A 16,681-nucleotide genomic window follows, 5' to 3' on the forward strand; every position below is an offset into this window, starting at 1 on the left:
AAACTGTACGAATACAGTTTTGTTATTTTCCATATATCCACATGTGAATACATGGACTTGCTACTGAAGGTTCAGCCTATATAGAGTGCCCAACCTTCGGTATTACTTTGAATATTTCAAAACATTTAGCTTTAGAATATTCATATATTAATCAAGGTAATAACCTTCTATTTCAAGTTAAAACTTATAGCTCAATGCTAATTTAAAGGCACGACCTGGAGCCGCAACCGCAGAACGGGTTAAAGGATCCAAGTAGTATTGATTGGTTAAGTTGGTACCAATTAGATCCAGACCTAAATGCTCACTGTGTTGGTAGTGTGCATAGGCATCAACGGTTAGCGTGTCATCCCATTGCAGAGGTGCGTTAAACCAAGCCACCAATTCAGTTCCAATATAAGGATGGTCATAGCCTTCAAAATAATTCAGACGTGTGCCTAGCTCTAATTTGTTATCCAATAACCGTGTGCCGAGGGTTAGGTTCGCTTGGTATTCTGGTAAGGCCATATTGACCAAATAACCTGTTGGGAAACCATAATTGATACAGGTTTTTGCTACACCCGACATAGTCATGGCGTCTAGACTGGCAAGCAGACCTGAACTTTCATCGCAGACTTCATTTTTTGAGTTATAAACCAAGGATAAATCGGTAAAGTATTTACCATTGTCAAAACGCCCTGAAAACTCATAACCTTCGACTGTCTGTTTATCAATATTGCTAAATTTCAGTTGGTTATTACGTTCAATTACATCTTCTGTTTTATTATGAAAATATGCCAGTTTGATGTCTGCATGCCCTTTTTGTAAGTTAAACAAATCCTTCATGTTATATACATAAGCCAGTTCAAAATTGTGGGCATGCTCGGGTTTTAGATCATAACCTGACTGTGATGCCGAAAACCCTAAAGTCGTTTCAAACATGCTCGGCATGCGATAGGCTTCAGTATAGTTAATATAAAAACGGTTGTTCGGATTCAATGTAATGGCTGCCGAAACAGCAGGTGCCCAATTTTTATGGTCTTTTTTCTTTTTCACCACAGTTGAGTTAGTCTCTGTGACTTCAGAAGAACTGACATCAGGCTGACCATTGGTATTGAGCGCCAAGTCTTTTTGACTTAAGTCGACTGTTCCATTTAAGAATGGATTGTTCTCTGCATGAAACTTGCCATCTGCGTCGGCATACCAGTAATGTACCCCTTTAAATTGATAGGCTTTTCCAATGGCACGTTTGGCGCGGTTGCGTAGCGCAAGATTAACGCCCCCCCAATCATAAGCAAAAGCTCCATTTTGATCCATTTCATCAAACATTTCTTGGGTATAGACATCGACGTTTTCCGTATAAGACAGTTTCTGCCCAATGGTCCGTGTGGTTTCCGATAAACCCGCAATGCTGTCTTTATTGCCATTTAAAAAGTCATCAAAAGAACTATACGAAACCGAGCGGGCACCTGCCGTTAAGTTCAGCCATGACGTCGCCTGCCAATCAAAGTTAAACCAATATTGATTTTCTGAACGATGTCCTGCTCGTGGCAACATACGAAAAGCAGAGGTGCCCTGACTATCATTGATATATTCATCTTTGGTGGTCAGTTTTTCACGCGTTAAATCCGCTCCAACAATTAAACTTAAGGCATCCATAAAGTTAAACTTGTTACTGAGACTCACGCCCTTATGAGTGGTTTTGGCATCGGTAAATGCGGTGTCAAGAATGGTAAAACCATCACCTGGACTTCTATCTCGAACACCATCTCCATCACGGTCAACATTGGCTTCCCAAACATAGTCCCGTTTTGAAATCCAGTTCACGAAACCACCTGCTGAATAGGTTTGTGATTCTGTATCGGTCTGAAATAAGTTTGCACTGAAATCAAGCCAACGGCTATTTTCAGGGTTAAATCTATATTTTAAACTATAAGCTTTCGTACTTACTTCGCTGACAGGCCACTGTGGAACATTGTCCTGCGTCTGCCACATAATTCGCGAAGGCATAATTTCGCCATAAATGGTGTTGGTATCTCGATAGGTCAGTTGTAGCGCATGATCATCGTTTGGTCGCCAGTTCCCCTTTAACAGCCAAGATTCCATACGATTAGAAGTATTGGTGACCTCATTGCCCGGTTGCCAGACCGTTGCCATATAAGGTACCAGCCCTGTATTGTAATCAATGTTGCTACGATCGCCCTGCTTAAAAAAGTCACTATTATGCTTTCCTGCAAAGTAGTTGCCACGGTCTCGATAGGCATAAGCTGCAAGCAAATCAAATTGATCTTGTTTGGTCGCCACCGCAATACGCAGTGCCTGATCTTCTAAATGTGTAAGTTTATTGTCACTGCTGGTTTTTGGAGTCACTTGACCCAATGGGTCTTCACCATTATAGCTACCGAGCTTATCCCAACCTTTAGATTCTGCGACATCCCGATAATCTTGCCCATGATAAGAATGCATTTTTTGGGCTTTGGTGGTATTCGTCGCGCCTTCTACTTTAATTTCAGCACCATAGCGCTGTCCTTCACGTACAACATCATCCGCTTCTAAAGTCTTAACCGATACCCCACCAGCAATGCCCGTTTTCACATCACGATCTAAAACTGAACCTTTCACTACTTGAATCGAGCTGAGCAAATTCGGATCAATATAACTGCGACTATTGGCACCGTTGTAGCCACGCCAGACCGTCATCGACTGTTCTGTTCCATCAATCGTGACAGGTACACGTCCCTGCCCTTGCATACCACGGATATTCGGATCTAAAGCCCCACTATTACGAGCATCGCCACTATACACATTCGACATTCCTTTCAGTAAATCTGAAGGCGTCGTCCCTTTAAAACGCTCAATCGCTTCTTTGCCTGCATAGACGGTCGAAATATTTTTATCATAGACATCATCATAGCCTTGCTCATCTCGTTCTTTTTCGCCACTAAAACTGAGGGCTTCGAGCTGTACATGAACAGAGTTTGGGTTTTCCACGTCAAGAGCCTGTGTACTTTGCGACTCAGGCAATGCTTGTGCAATGACCTTATTTTGTACTGTATCTGACTTTGATGTAGTCGGAGCTTCTTTTAACAAATAACCTGTCGCATTTTTTTGCAAACTAAAAGGCGTATCTTTTAATAAATGCTGGAAAGCTTCGTCGGCTGTGTATTTTCCGTTTAAAGCAGGTGCTTGGAACAGATTGGTTTTTTTCGGGTCGAGTAACAAAGTCACATTGGCTTTCTGCGCAACCAAATTCAACGCACTGGTCAAATTACCCTGTGGAATGTGGTAATTCATTTCAGCAACTTGTGATGCCGCTGAAACAGACTGCATAGCCAATGTCGATGAAATGGCTAGTGATATACAGAGACTTAAATATGTCACCTGCTGTTTAAATTGTTTTGATGAATGCCCCATGCCCCGACCCAAAATAAGTAAATGATAATCATTAACCAAGCAAGCGTATATAAATCCCTTGTTTGTATATCTAGAGACGAGTGACGGATAAAAAACATGCAAAAAAAATTAATTTAATTTTGCCCCAAAGGAAATAAGCATAAAAAATAACGGTTTCTTTCACTCCTAGTAAAAATAAAATAACAAGATTGTGATAGAAAATGAGGTCTTAAGTCTCATGTTCTATATCTGGAAACAGCATGAAATGTAGAATGCAAACGCTCTAGTTTGGGCATTTGTAGTTTTCGTCTTCATTTCACGATGTATAAATAGTCATGTATGGGAAACAAGGCATTTTGATTGGTCAAGTATGCCATCAAAAAAAGAAGCTTTGTCTCAAGCTTCTTAGCATCATGGCGTATCAAATATATGCTGTACAATGCTCCCAGCCCATTCTGAAAAGAAATGTATGGCGATATTTCTCACAAAATATAAGTCCCAAAACAATCGGTTTAACTTGAGATGCGATATTGGAAGGTATTTTTAACATTCGACACACTGGTCGGTTTGCCATCGACGAGACGAGGCTGATATTTAAAAGTGAGTGCAGCCTGAATCGAAGGTCGTACAAACATCGGATGGCAGTCGCCTTGTGCCTTTGGATTTTCTACCCGCCCTTTTTCGTTCACGCTATACACCACCGTACAATCCCCCTCCAGCTTACGATCCAAAGCTTGTTCAGGGTAAGCTGGTGCTATTTTTGCAACAGGTTGATAATTTTTAACATCAAATGATTCAAGATGAGTTTGTGCTTTAGGTTCTACTGATTTCTGGGTCTTCGTCTGAGTTGGTATATCCGCTTGAGACTGCGTATCTACTGTTTTCTGAGATTCCGCTACTGCCGTTTGCTTTTCCGTCACGACTTGCTGTGTCGGTTTAGCCGCTGTAGGTACAATTTTATTGCTCTGTGACTCTACAAACTTCTTCGTGGTTTTCGGTTGGACTTCAGTAGGTTTCTCAAGCTGTTTTTTGACAGGCTCATGTAAGGGTTTTTCTTCGACTATCGGCTCAGGCTTTTTAGGTTCAGGTTGTTGTTTGATTGGAGGGGGTATTTGCACAAATTGTAATTGAATGGTTTTCGGCTTGGGTTCCGCCAATGTTTCATGCATCTCAACCGTACATAACCATGCAATTAGCGCAATATGCAATCCAGCCGTGACCGACAGAGCTAGGCCTTGATCACGAAACCTAATTTTGGAAACGGTTGCCATCATGATTGTGGTTCCTCTGTCACTAGCCCCAAGTTCATTACCCCACTTTTTTGCAAGGATGCTATGGCCTGTGCAACCAGTTGATAATCAGCATCCTGATCGGCACGTACATAAAACTGTAAGCTTTTATCTTTTTGAATAATCGGAACGAGCTTTTGTTGCATAGTGGCTAAATCAATGGCCTGATCCGTAACTTTCTCGGTATTCACTTCTGATCCAATATTCCAGTAATACTGGCCATTGGCTTGAATAGATAAGGTTACAATACGCTGCTGTTGTGACGCGGGCATGACATTGGCATCCACTTTAGGCAAATCAATTTGAATGCCTTGCGTCAACATTGGTGCAGTCACCATAAAAATTACCAACAACACCAACATGACATCAATATAAGGAACCACATTCATTTCAGCATTGGGTTTTAATTTTTGAGGACGCTTAATCATGGTTCTTGCTCCTTAACGCAAAGTGCGCTCAGTGTGCCCCAACAAACGATAAATACGCGTTTGCAACTCATTGGCAAAACCGTAATAACGACTGGAAAGCTTGTCAGCACGTGCCGAAAAGCGGTTATACGCCACGACCGCAGGAATAGCGGCAAATAAACCAATAGCTGTCGCAATCAGCGCTTCTGCAATCCCTGGTGCAACTGTATTAAGGGTTGCCTGTTCAACGGCAGACAGTCCAATAAACGCATTCATAATGCCCCAGACCGTTCCAAATAAGCCTATATACGGGCTGACTGAACCAACTGTTGCGAGAAAGGTCAGATTCTGCTGAAGCTTTTCTTCTTCTTCACTGATGCTACTGAGTAAACGACGTTCTACCCCATCAATCACATCACTTGTGGTGAGTTGCTCATCTTTGATCAATTGATGGTATTCATCCACCCCATGTTGAAAAATGCTGACTACGCCTTTTTGTTGTTCAGGCTGTTGGTAATCTTGCTGTAAAAGATTGAGATCTTTTTGCTGTCTAAAATTCTTTAAAAAGCGGTTCCAAAGCTGCTCTTGTCCACGAAGTAACATGCCGTGACGCACGATTAAATACCAACTTACGACTGAGGATAAAACCAAAATCAACATCACTACTTTTACCAACACACTGGCATGGCTAATCAACATCCAAACTGACATTTGATCCATCGTTGCTTGCATAACGCACTCCAATTTTTTACTGCATGGTGCAGTACATATATATTTTTAAAATGGGCTGTGATTCTTTAGCAGCCCATGTACTCACTCAGGTACTAAAGCGCTATTTAGTCCAAATGCAGCGCTTGGGCGATTTTTTCCCAAGGCACATATTTAAAGTTCTGATTGGTTTCAGGCATACGTTTACGTCCGTCTTGCACCACCAACATACCTCGCTTCCATTTGCCACCAAAATTTAGGGAACTCACATCTAGTCCATCTGTTTCAGACACAGCGTCAATGCCTTTATCGGTATTGATGCCGATACGAAATGCGCCACGAACCGTGTAAGGTGCAGCAGCATCAAGCACCACAAAGCTGTCATTGCCTTGGCTTGAAACCACCAAATAACGTTGGTTTTTGCCGTGATAAAGTCCCATCCCCTCAATGTCATCATGCATCACCTCTCCTACACCTATCACCTGCTGCATAGGAAGCTGAGTTTTTGGGTTGAGATCTTTTACCCACACCGCGACATCTTCTTCACCCAAGAAAATACGCCCTGTGGCATCGTCTACGACACAGCCTTCAGGTTGGGTTTTAACTGAAAAACGTTGTACTTCTTCAGCTCTTAATTTTTGCTGTGCAGCCGTGATGTGGTATTGAACAAAAGTCCCGTTTTTATCGTTGGGAATGGCATAAATTTCCCCTTGAGCGTCGCGGTACATGCAAATGCCATAAATATCATCCAATGTGGTTGTTAACTCGCCAAGCACAGAAACCTTGCCCGTTTTGGGTTGAATCGCAAAGAGATGCAGGCTGTTATGATCTCGGTTCGATGCCACCGCCAAATCGACTGTCTGATTGCCCCATTTAAAACCGTGGCGTACATCGACATTATTCAATCGCCCTACTGGCAAGTACTGCACAGTTTTGCCCTGTAAGTCGTTAACCTGTAGACCACCTTGTTTATCTGTCGCTAAAATACGGGACTGACTCGGCTGTGCAGCGTTATGCCAAATTGCAGGATCATCAGCCGCATCACCTGTACTTGGCACGCCCTCCGTCTGCACTTCTGCTGGAATAGTGATGATATTTTGGGCTTTGGTCTGGGTCTGCGTTTCCCATTCCACATCTGTCACTTTCACGGTTTTATCATCTAAAATCAGCAAGGATTTATCAGTTAAATTACCTTGAACACTCAAAGTCTCTGCTTCTTTCACCGTGTCTAGTTGTAAAGGCGGCTGTGCTTTCCATTGCTTATCTTGCTTTTGATAACGATAAAGCAAAGGTTTTTCTGCATCGAGTACAGCGACATGATCATCTACAATCGCAATTGCAGAGGGTGAACCTTGAATCGAACCAAAGGGTTGCACGAGATCCACCGCCTGACGCACCATGTCTGCTTCAGAATGAGCTGGATATGCCCAAATGCCAACATTCTCTTCATTAATAAACAACTCTGCTGTGGCATCATTCACTTTGCATACACTACTAGCAGGTGGAAAACTGAGACGGCGTACCAACTGTGGTTGAACTAAAGCCTTCTCATGCTGAGCCACCAACCATTGTTCACCAAGCCCCTCTTCACCTACTAAAAAAGCAAAACTCAGCCCTTGAGCATCGGTATATAGGCAAACATCTTCAGACTTAAATGAACGCTTTGGAATAAAACTAGGCTTGTCCCATGCTTTATTTTTTAAGTTCATGCTCATCAGTTGAATTTGCTGTTGTTGCAAATTCGACGCAGCAATCAATAAACGCTCCGAACCAATCCGATAATCAAAACGCCCAAACTGACCTTGAATTTGATGTAGTACATTTTGTTGATCATCTAAAATTTGTAGCCCTTTATTTTTACTGCTCAACAGTGCGGCAACTTCAGGCCATGCACTCAAGGTTAACCATTGCACATCCTCAGTTTTCGCCCCATTCATGTCGACTTCACGTAATTGCAACTTCGCTGCCATAGGCTGATCTATTGGTATTTCAACCGAGCTTAACGACTGGCTATTTTGCGGAGCTTGGGGCACGCTGTGCTGACTGCATGCGCTCAATAACAGCAAGCAACTGCTTAAAGCAGACCATTTAAAAGATGAAAATTTCATAGAGATACTCAAAATTGGGCAAGGAACCTCAGGTCTGCTTCTGTTGAGCAAACCTGAGTACTAAATTTAATTCGACTTAAAAATGGGTATAGGTCAGTGCCAGTTTGTAAGCTGGGCCATACTCTTCATATTGCGCGTTATAAGCCTTAGAACCTGCATAGTTGTAATAATGCTCATCGGTGATGTTTTGTACATCAAACTTGAGCTGTAAGTTTTTAGATAAGTTCACATGACTACTAAAATCAAGGAAGATTTGGTCATCGGTATAAATATCTTTTTCAGGCGTATCAATGTCACCGAGTTCATACAGATAACTCGATTTATAATTTGCTGAAAGTCGTACACCAAAACGTTCATTTTCCCAGCCAAGCATCGCATTCGCCACCACATCCGACTGATTTGGCAAATGAATACGACGACTCAGAAGTTCACCATCTTTCATCGAATCAATATCCGCTTCTGACTTACTAAAGGTGGTATTTAAACCCAACAAGAACCCGTTCCATGGTGCTCCTAAGTGGTCAAATTTTTGTGAATAGGCAAACTCCATTCCATAGAGTTTGGCACTTTGACCATTTTTATAAGTTACAGCTTCATCAAAGTCAGCCCACTGACCTGTCCCTGCAATATTGGTGTTATAGATAAAATTGTCGATATCTTTATAAAAACTATAAAAACTCACCATACTGGCTTTGCCAAAATACTTTTCTACACCCAAATCAAAGTTAGAAGACTCCAAAGGCTTCAACATTGGGTTACCAAACTCAGCTTCATCACCATCTATGTAAACACCTGGTGCACTTTGCGCAAAGTTCGGACGCACGACACTATTGGTCCATGCCGCACGCAGGTAGGTATTGTCCGCCAATTGATAACGCAAATGTAAGCTTGGCAACCAATGATCATAGTCATTTTCATATTTGGTCGCAGTGATCACATCATCATTAAACTCAAAACCACGTGCTTCAAAGTTGGTATTTTCATAACGTAAGCCAGCAATCACACGCAATTGATCCAAATCAATCGTATTCATGATATAAGCCGCTTGTATGTCTTCATTTGACTTAAAGTCATTAATGATGGAGCCATCCGCAACCACATAGTCAGCAGCGTTTAGCCCATTTATTTTGTCCTGAATGGCATTTTCATTGATGCTTGGACCAAACTGTCCCAGTTCATAGTGACTGTTTGAATTGAAATCTGAACTTGACGTGCTGAGGTTTTTATATTTCCACTCATCGGTATTATTGGTTTTCTCACGTTGACTGATTTTGCCCCCGAACTTCAATGCAGCAGCATAATTCCCCAACATATAGTCTTTTAAAAAGTCTAATTTACCGTTGTATTCTTTATCGGTGGTTTTAGACTTTTCCCACGACACCGAATCTAGCTCATAGTTGGCAGCATCATAAAAATCTTGATCTGCTGTTACAACTGGCTTTTGGGTACTGCTAAAGCCAACATTGCTAAACTCAGCTTTATATTTCGCCCCCGAAATACCACCCGGATTTTCCTCCGATGCTTCGCTATAACCGAGCTGACCTTCCACTATCCAAGTCCCAAAACCTTGCTTGCCGCCTAAAACAAAAGACTGTATTTCTTGTGTTTCTTCACGACTCTTCAGTGAACGAGTCACTTCCGCATCACCTCGCTGGCCTGCAAGTTGTGGATCAGAAAATTCAGCCGCCACTTCCTGACGTGATTCAGTGTCTTTAAAGCGACTATATAAAGTTCTTAAATAGTATTCGCCTGTGTCATTGGGGCGGTAATCAAAATTCAGCCCCGCACCAATGCGCTCCCGCTCGATGTCATATTGGCGCATTGCAGTTTCTTCAAGTGCATCGCCATCCCAAGCTCCACCCGTTTCAACATTGTCCGAGCCAAATTTTCGGTTTTGATAACTCAGTGCCAGCGCCACCCCAAGGTTGTCTTGCCCCTCACCAACACTGAAACGGTTACTGATGGCACCCGATGCTTTAGGGCTATATTTTTCCCGTTTTTCATCATAACCACCTTCAACCGTTCCCGTATAAAACAAACCGTCATGGTCAAAGGCTGATAAACTTTCGACTTGCACCGTACCGCCTAATGAGTTGGCATCCATATCTGGTGTCAACGTTTTCACCACAGCCAAAGACTGCACCAGCTCTGATGGTAAGACATCCAATGCCACGCCACGGCGATCGCTTTCAGGCGCGGGAACCAAAGTACCATTGATGGTCACTGCATTTAAGTCAGCACCTAAACCACGAACCGAAACAAAACGTCCTTCACCTTGGTCACGCTCTGTAGATACACCCGGTATCCGTTGCAAAGCTTCTGCGGCATTATCATCGGGTAATTGCCCAATGCCATCGGCATGTACCACACTGCTGATTTGGTCGGCACGTTTTTGTTCTTTGAGTGCTTTATCCATACTTGCAGCTTGGCCAATGACCTGTACATATTCCACCGTGTTATCTTCGGCATGTAGATGCGTCATGCTCAGCATTGACAGGACCAGTGTACTGAGCTGAAAACCCGCACGCTTATGTTTCATGAAACGGCTCTGATTATTTTGCATTATGTTCTTCCCCTCAAGCCAAAGTGGCATGGTTTGAACGCACAATAGAAATTGAATGTGAACATGATGTGACAGTGCCTTTTACCACCTGCCCTTTTTATTTGTTTTTGGCCATTTTCAGCAAAAAGTGAGCTAATTTGATCTGTATAGAGAAAATTCTGAGCATACAGAATGATGCATATTCACCACAAAGATAGGGTTTTTCAGCATTTTTATTCTCAAAAAGCAAAAATACCCTGATCTATTTTGACTCTAGCCTTTGCCATCAAACTGTCATCTAAATCTGTTTAGCTTGGGCGAAAATAAATCATTTCAAAAAATGCTATGCCTAAATACTTTGCTTACTACCGCTGGCCTTTGTTATGTGTAGCGACTGCCTGTAGCTTATCTCTCTGGTTGTTTATCTTACTTGGACAGAGCAAGTCGTTTGCTGAATGGAACTGGGTCGATATTTTAGGTGAAGGGGGAGCAACTGTTTTTATTGGTATTTGGATTTTCTTTATTATTAAAAGCCGTCCTTTGGGCCGTGTAACCAACTATATATTTTATGGACTGTGTTTTATTTTTTTCCATATGTGGATGGACAGCTTAGATGAGTTTATTCGCCTACCTAAAGAAATCATGTGGGATGCATGGCTTGAGTCCATTCCTTTTCCAATTGGACTGTGCCTATTTACCATCGGGATTTATTTTTGGCATCAAGAAGAACTGGCGATTTCTAAACACATGCAAAAACGAGAACGTATTTATCGGGATCATCGTTTATTCGATGCACTCACCCCTTTGGCCGATGCTCATTACTTTAAAACACAGCTCAAAGCTGCAATTGAGCAAAACTTGCATGAACCCAGCGACATGTCCGTCATATTGTTAGATATGCATAATTTTAATCAGATTAATCAAATACATGGTTTTGATGAAGGCACATCTATTTTGCAGCATGTTTCACAATTGATTAGCTTAAACTTACGACCACAAGACCTGCTCTGCCGCTTCGCAGGAGATCGTTTTATTATGCTGTTACCAGAGACGAAGCTACAACAGGCTGAAAAAATGGCAGCTCAACTTGAGCGCATGCTTATGGTCAGTGCTTATTATCAACGTGATCTGTCCGTGCACATTCCTTTAAAAGCACTCACGACCTGCTGTTCAGTCGGGCAATACCAAACTGCTCAGCAACTTTTGAGTGCCTTGAATCAGCAATTGCTTCATGTGAAGCAATACTACTCACCGAAGCGAGTCACGGTATGAGCTTTGAATGCGACTACAGCTACATTCCTGCGCATCATCAATTGTCTATTTTAATTGATTTAGCAGTCAGCCATGAGGTCGAACATCACGTCCTACTCAGTGGTAGTGGTATTTTCTTGGACGATATCTTTTCAGGGCAAAAGCTGATTAGCCAGCAACAGTTACAACAGGTTTTAACAAATGCTGAGCAGTGTTTTCGCAATCAGGACATCAGTTTTTTATTCGGTCAACGCAGCCTAACCACCCCCTTTAATGACGCCATTAAATCCATGCTGTATGCATCGACCTTCGATGAGGCGCTTAGCCGTTATTTAACATTTTCCGCATCTGTTTCACCGTGGTTATGCCCTCGACTCATGTACAGCCAAAGCCATATTCATATTTATTGGTTAGATGAAAACAAGCTTGAAAATCGCTTTTTAATCGAAAGCGCAATGAGTGCAATACAAGCATTTAGCCGTCAACTGTATCAAACCAAGTTAGCATGGAAATTCGAATTTAATTTTTCTGAACCGGATTATATTGAACAATATTGGACGCACTTAGGCAGTGATTTGGAGTTTAACCGCCCCATTAATATGATTAGTTTGCCGCGTGACTTGGTCCATGAAAAACTCCCAAATGCCTCTTCGACCTTAGCTGCAATCAGTTATCAACATGCGCTGAAAGAGATGACAGCTCAAAATATTCAACAGAGTTTTTTGCTCAGTTTGCATCAATACTTCATGCAAAATATTCAAAATAATATTCAACTCGAACAAACCGCTGACTATTTTCAAATGAGTTCTGCCACCTTAAAACGTAAACTGAAAAAGCATCAGACCCATTTTCAGGCACAACTCGATCAAAGTCGTTTGCATACTGCCATCATTTTATATCGTGTACATGGTTTTAAAACTGAACAGATTTCTCAGTATTTACAAATTAACGATGCCACTAATTTTCGACGTGCATTTAAACGTTGGAGTGGTTTAACGGTACAAGCGGCACAGTCCTAACCGATTATTTTTCCGAAAAAAAATCACGAATATTGCTGTTGTAACGCCGAAATTAAAAGTCAAAAACTCATCGGCTAATCACTAAAGTCAGCATAGTCACGTTCGCTGTATTTTTCTGTTTGCGTCCAAGGTGTAGCAACATGTTGGCCAATTTTGCGCACGGTAAAGGTTTTGGCATAGCCTGCGGTCGGTTTGAGCAATTCATATTTTTGAACCAGTTGATCCTGTTCATTCCATATAATATTCAATGTTTGCTCAGCACTGCGTATTTGATAATGCACTAACTTCGGATCACGTTGAATCAATTGTGCTCGCTTTAAAATGTCAGGATGAATCAAACTATATTCACAGCGCCAACAGTTTTTCATCCCTAGCATTTCTTGATCGACATCCTGCAATTGCACCCGCATTTTTTCATCTGGCAAAATATAAAAACGCTGAAACGGACTCGCTACGTTTGCTTGCCCGACTGCATCTTTGCGCTGCATCCACTGAATTGCACTGTCAAAACTCGCATGCTCATGGGTTTCTGTTTTGGCAGACACATGAGCGTTGCTAGATGTATGGACTTCGTCAGCATGCATTTGAGTGTTTAAACGTTCAATCCAAATATTTTTCGCATCTCGAATTATTTTCTCACTGTATTTTTGAATGGTCGTGACCCCATTGGTATCCAACCGTTCAATCTGATAATCAATACGATATTCATCTGCCGACCAGACCCACGGACTGAGCAAACTGAAAGACAATGCGAAGAACTTCATTTTGAATTTGAACGGCGGTATTAATCTTGTATCCATTAAAATCCAAACGCCTTTTTCAATTGCTCAAATACCCATGTATTTTCTTGTGTGCCTTTGAAGAGATTTGAATTCTTTCCTTCAGCAAACAGCATCACATCTCCGCCGCCATGTGTTTCGCTTTTCGGCAGTTGTACCCCGACTTCTTGTTTATAGTCGTCGGCAAAGGCTTGCTCATTACTAATACTGTCACGAATATCTAAACGCTTACCCGTACCATTTCCAAAAACGAGCGTCGTTCCTGTTGCCCCATTTACATCGCGGTATGGATTATGTACTTGGCCATCAGCCAGCACTTTGCTGTAAGCATTTTGCTCTTTTGCAATATTATAGTCATAGCTCAGCCCCAAAATACCTGGATTAGTTTCCGTCGTTTGACCCGTTCGTGCGGCATAACCATTAAACGTCATCACATGGTCATGGTCTGCCGTCACTATAACCAAGGTATTGCTCAAATCCACTTTATCCAGTGCAGTTTGAATTGCATCATTAAATGCCTTGGTTTCCTGCAATGCCCGTTTGGCATTATTGGCATGTAGCGCATGGTCAATACGCCCACCCTCAACCATCAAGAAATAGCCTTGTCCATTACTCTGTGCTTGCAGTGCATCAATCGCTTTACTGGTCATCACTGCCAGACTCGGTTCAGTCTTTATATTCTTCTTGAGTCGGTCCAAATCAAAATTTAAATGCGACTGTGTGGAGAATACGCCGAAAATTTTCTGAGTATTGACCGTCTGTGCCAAATCACTTTGGCTTAAAACGGTTTGATAACCCTGCTGTTCAAATTCTGCCAATAAATCACGACCATCCAAGCGCCCTTTGGGGTTAGTGACTGCATCATAAGGCGTCCAGTGATTTAAGCCGCCTCCCATAAGGACATTAATGCCATCCAATAAGTTTGGATTATAAGCTTTACCTTTTGGAACAGCTTGAAGCGCAATATCGTATTGTGCATCACGATGACAAATATGTGCATAGGTTGCTGCAGGTGTGGCATGGGTGAGTTCGGTCGTCGTCACTACGCCAACCGCTTTTCCCTTCTTTTTTGCCAGTTCTAAAATACTAAACGCAGGCATCCCTGCGACCATACTACTGCCCTGTTCTGGACAACGATTGATGGCTTTCGCTAAGCTTTTGCCATTCGGCAATTTTCCATCTTCAGGTTCGACTGCAACCGTTCCTGTTGTCATGGAAATCACTTCATTTTTATTTTTCTGCCCAGTCATATAGGCACCCATAGAGGGAGCGCTATCTGTGGTTTGACCATCCTCAGAATAGGTTTTAATCCGTGCTGCGTGCTTCATGCTGTCCATGGCAAGTTTGCCATTTTCCCCCACAGCATAAATACGACTTGCCGTCACTGTGGTTGGTCCCATGCCATCGCCTAAAAAGAATATAACGCTTTTCGTCGGTGTAAGTGTGGTGTCAGCAGCATACAAAGCACTTGAAGAAATCGACGCTGTAAGCAGAAGCATCATGTACGGGATGGTTTTTAAAGTATGTTTCATGTGATATCCCTCTGCTATAAGCCTGTGATCTTACGAATGAGGTGATTGACCTCAATATTTTCAAGGCTACCTGAGAACTGATCGGCTCCCTGACCAATTGCACCTAAAAACACATCTGCACCGCCATGCGTTTCTTTATCTTTATAGCCCGTTTGAATCACAGCTTCTTGTTGGAAATCATCCGCAGCAGTGCCCGTACACCAACCCGTTTCAGCCAAAGGATAGGTGAAACTATATTTTTCACCTTGCGGTGCCTTTGGCCCTTGTACTGGATGACAGACATCAGTGTCTTTTAAGTTCAGTACCAAGTCATCCATACGGTTTTGAGTGGGGCGTTTTTTGCCCGTACCAAAACCGATAATCGGATAAGGTTGACCATGAATATCTTGAGCAAAGCCCGCTTGATCATAGTTTTTTACCAATCCAAGCACACTGGTTTCCTTACCTTTGACATATTTTCCTGTGCGCTTGGCATAACCATTTAAAACCAAGGTGTGATCATGGTCGGCCGTGATTACAATCAGTGTATTTTTAAGTTCAGGATCACTTTGTTTAAGCTTTTGAATGGTTGCTTCTAAAGCATCATTTAAGGCAATCGTGTCTTGTAAAGCACGTTTGGCATTGGTGTCATGCAGCGCATGATCTATACGCCCGCCCTCCACCATCAGGAAAAAACCTTTTTTATTTTGCGTCAGGATGTCTAAAGCAGACAGCGTCATTTGCTTGAGACTCAGCTCTGCCAAGTTTTTCTTGGTGCGATCCAAGTCGTAATTTAAATGGCTGGGATTAAATAAACCCAATAATTTTTCATTTTTCGCCAGTTGCACTTGGGAGAGTTGGTTTTCATCAAAAACCACCCTGTAGCCTGCCTTTTGCATCTCGGTAATTAGATTGCGCCCATCAGTACGCTCTCCACCTGCATCTTTAGGCAAAAATTGACGCTTACCTCCACCTAAAACCACATCGACCCCATCTTTCAGTTTGATGTTATAGCGTTGATAATCATCACCTTTTGAACTCGGGACTAACTGTGATGCAATATCATTTTCAGCATCACGGTGGCAAATATGAGCATAAGTTGATGCTGGTGTGGCATGCGTGATCCGCGTAGTGGTCACAACGCCTGTCCCCCAACCCTTTGCTTTGGCTAATTCGAGTAATGTCTGTGTGTTTTGCTTATTTTTGTTTTGTGGGTTAGTCGCGCATTGGTTATTCCCTACTGAGTCAGGTTCAACTGCAATTGTCCCTGTCTGCATCGAGATCACCTCGTTTTTCATCTTCACACCAGTCATATATGCGCCCATCGAAGGTGCGCTGTCAGTGACTTGTGCATCCTCAGAAAAGGTACGAACAAAGGCCGACTCAGGCAGTCGATCAATTGCCAACTGACCATCTTCACCAACAGCATAAATACGTGAAGCAGTAAGTGTGGTTATGCCCATACCATCACCCAAAAAAAAGACCACACGCTGAGGTTGTTGGACTTTTTCTTGTTTGAACTGTTGCGTTGTATTGGCCTGTTGATTTCGCGTTATCGTCGTACTTTGACAAGCGGTAAGCAATATAGCGCTGAAACTTATACATGCCACGCTGATTGTTTTTAATTGGAATTTTTCAAGAGAACCGAGCATGGCATCAACCCATCTAAAGATGGCTGAACCATACACCGCAGATATT

11 protein-coding genes are annotated in these 16,681 nt (G+C 42.4%); 2 read left to right on the forward strand and 9 right to left on the reverse strand.

Features of this window, described 5'->3' with window-relative positions; all coding sequences use genetic code 11:
- Positions 1-177: 177 nt before the first annotated feature.
- The 6 genes from CDG62_RS15005 to CDG62_RS15030 form a co-directional block, all read right to left on the reverse strand.
- Complete coding sequence (locus CDG62_RS15005; RefSeq protein ID WP_087527940.1) at positions 178-3,390, reverse strand: TonB-dependent receptor domain-containing protein; 3,213 nt, start codon at positions 3,388-3,390, stop codon at positions 178-180.
- 491 nt (positions 3,391-3,881) lie between these two features.
- Complete coding sequence (locus CDG62_RS15010) at positions 3,882-4,643, reverse strand: energy transducer TonB (protein ID WP_171405718.1); 762 nt, start codon at positions 4,641-4,643, stop codon at positions 3,882-3,884.
- Positions 4,640-5,086 (reverse strand): ExbD/TolR family protein, encoded by a 447-nt coding sequence (locus CDG62_RS15015; RefSeq protein ID WP_087527939.1) that lies wholly within the window; start codon positions 5,084-5,086, stop codon positions 4,640-4,642. The genes CDG62_RS15010 and CDG62_RS15015 overlap by 4 nt, the downstream gene beginning before the upstream one ends.
- 12 nt (positions 5,087-5,098) lie before the next feature.
- Positions 5,099-5,797 carry a protein TolQ gene (gene tolQ, locus CDG62_RS15020; RefSeq protein ID WP_087527938.1) on the reverse strand — a complete coding sequence of 233 codons (699 nt, stop codon included), beginning with the start codon at positions 5,795-5,797 and terminating at the stop codon, positions 5,099-5,101.
- A 104-nt stretch (positions 5,798-5,901) separates the two neighbouring features.
- Entirely contained in the window at positions 5,902-7,881 is a 1,980-nt protein-coding gene (locus CDG62_RS15025) for a phytase (RefSeq protein ID WP_087527937.1), read from the reverse strand.
- 76 nt (positions 7,882-7,957) lie between these two features.
- Positions 7,958-10,444: a TonB-dependent receptor gene (locus tag CDG62_RS15030; RefSeq protein ID WP_087527936.1), complete on the reverse strand. Its 2,487-nt coding sequence runs from the start codon at positions 10,442-10,444 to the stop codon at positions 7,958-7,960.
- A 324-nt stretch (positions 10,445-10,768) separates the two neighbouring features.
- On the opposite strand from CDG62_RS15030, the gene CDG62_RS15035 reads away from it, so the two are divergent.
- Positions 10,769-11,695 (forward strand): diguanylate cyclase domain-containing protein, encoded by a 927-nt coding sequence (locus CDG62_RS15035; protein ID WP_087527935.1) that lies wholly within the window; start codon positions 10,769-10,771, stop codon positions 11,693-11,695.
- Positions 11,692-12,693: a helix-turn-helix transcriptional regulator gene (locus CDG62_RS15040; protein WP_087527934.1), complete on the forward strand. Its 1,002-nt coding sequence runs from the start codon at positions 11,692-11,694 to the stop codon at positions 12,691-12,693. Before CDG62_RS15035 ends, CDG62_RS15040 begins: the two co-directional genes overlap by 4 nt.
- A 74-nt stretch (positions 12,694-12,767) precedes the next feature.
- Here the strand turns inward: CDG62_RS15040 and CDG62_RS15045 are convergent, their stop codons facing one another.
- From CDG62_RS15045 to CDG62_RS15055, 3 genes are read right to left on the reverse strand one after another with little or no spacing between them, the layout of a single operon-like run.
- Entirely contained in the window at positions 12,768-13,493 is a 726-nt protein-coding gene (locus CDG62_RS15045; protein WP_087527933.1) for a hypothetical protein, read from the reverse strand.
- On the reverse strand, positions 13,493-15,004 hold the full coding sequence (locus tag CDG62_RS15050) for an alkaline phosphatase (RefSeq protein ID WP_087527932.1): 1,512 nt from the start codon (positions 15,002-15,004) through the stop codon (positions 13,493-13,495). Before CDG62_RS15050 ends, CDG62_RS15045 begins: the two co-directional genes overlap by 1 nt.
- Positions 15,005-15,018: 14 nt before the next feature.
- Positions 15,019-16,635: an alkaline phosphatase gene (locus CDG62_RS15055; protein WP_087527931.1), complete on the reverse strand. Its 1,617-nt coding sequence runs from the start codon at positions 16,633-16,635 to the stop codon at positions 15,019-15,021.
- Positions 16,636-16,681 lie beyond the last annotated feature (46 nt).

This window comes from Acinetobacter sp. WCHA55 (assembly GCF_002165305.2).
Lineage (GTDB): Bacteria > Pseudomonadota > Gammaproteobacteria > Pseudomonadales > Moraxellaceae > Acinetobacter.

What these genes read in the sequence shown, in the direction of transcription:
- CDG62_RS15015 (WP_087527939.1), bottom strand. Translation starts at nt 5,086, where the DNA reads ATGATTAAGCGTCCTCAAAAATTAAAACCCAATGCTGAAATGAATGTG.
- CDG62_RS15025 (WP_087527937.1), bottom strand. Translation starts at nt 7,881, where the DNA reads ATGAAATTTTCATCTTTTAAATGGTCTGCTTTAAGCAGTTGCTTGCTG.
- CDG62_RS15035 (WP_087527935.1), top strand. Translation starts at nt 10,769, where the DNA reads ATGCCTAAATACTTTGCTTACTACCGCTGGCCTTTGTTATGTGTAGCG.
- CDG62_RS15040 (WP_087527934.1), top strand. Translation starts at nt 11,692, where the DNA reads ATGAGCTTTGAATGCGACTACAGCTACATTCCTGCGCATCATCAATTG.
- CDG62_RS15055 (WP_087527931.1), bottom strand. Translation starts at nt 16,635, where the DNA reads ATGCTCGGTTCTCTTGAAAAATTCCAATTAAAAACAATCAGCGTGGCA.
- CDG62_RS15050 (WP_087527932.1), bottom strand. Translation starts at nt 15,004, where the DNA reads ATGAAACATACTTTAAAAACCATCCCGTACATGATGCTTCTGCTTACA.
- CDG62_RS15010 (WP_171405718.1), bottom strand. Translation starts at nt 4,643, where the DNA reads ATGATGGCAACCGTTTCCAAAATTAGGTTTCGTGATCAAGGCCTAGCT.
- tolQ (WP_087527938.1), bottom strand. Translation starts at nt 5,797, where the DNA reads ATGCAAGCAACGATGGATCAAATGTCAGTTTGGATGTTGATTAGCCAT.
- CDG62_RS15005 (WP_087527940.1), bottom strand. Translation starts at nt 3,390, where the DNA reads ATGGGGCATTCATCAAAACAATTTAAACAGCAGGTGACATATTTAAGT.
- CDG62_RS15030 (WP_087527936.1), bottom strand. Translation starts at nt 10,444, where the DNA reads ATGCAAAATAATCAGAGCCGTTTCATGAAACATAAGCGTGCGGGTTTT.
- CDG62_RS15045 (WP_087527933.1), bottom strand. Translation starts at nt 13,493, where the DNA reads ATGGATACAAGATTAATACCGCCGTTCAAATTCAAAATGAAGTTCTTC.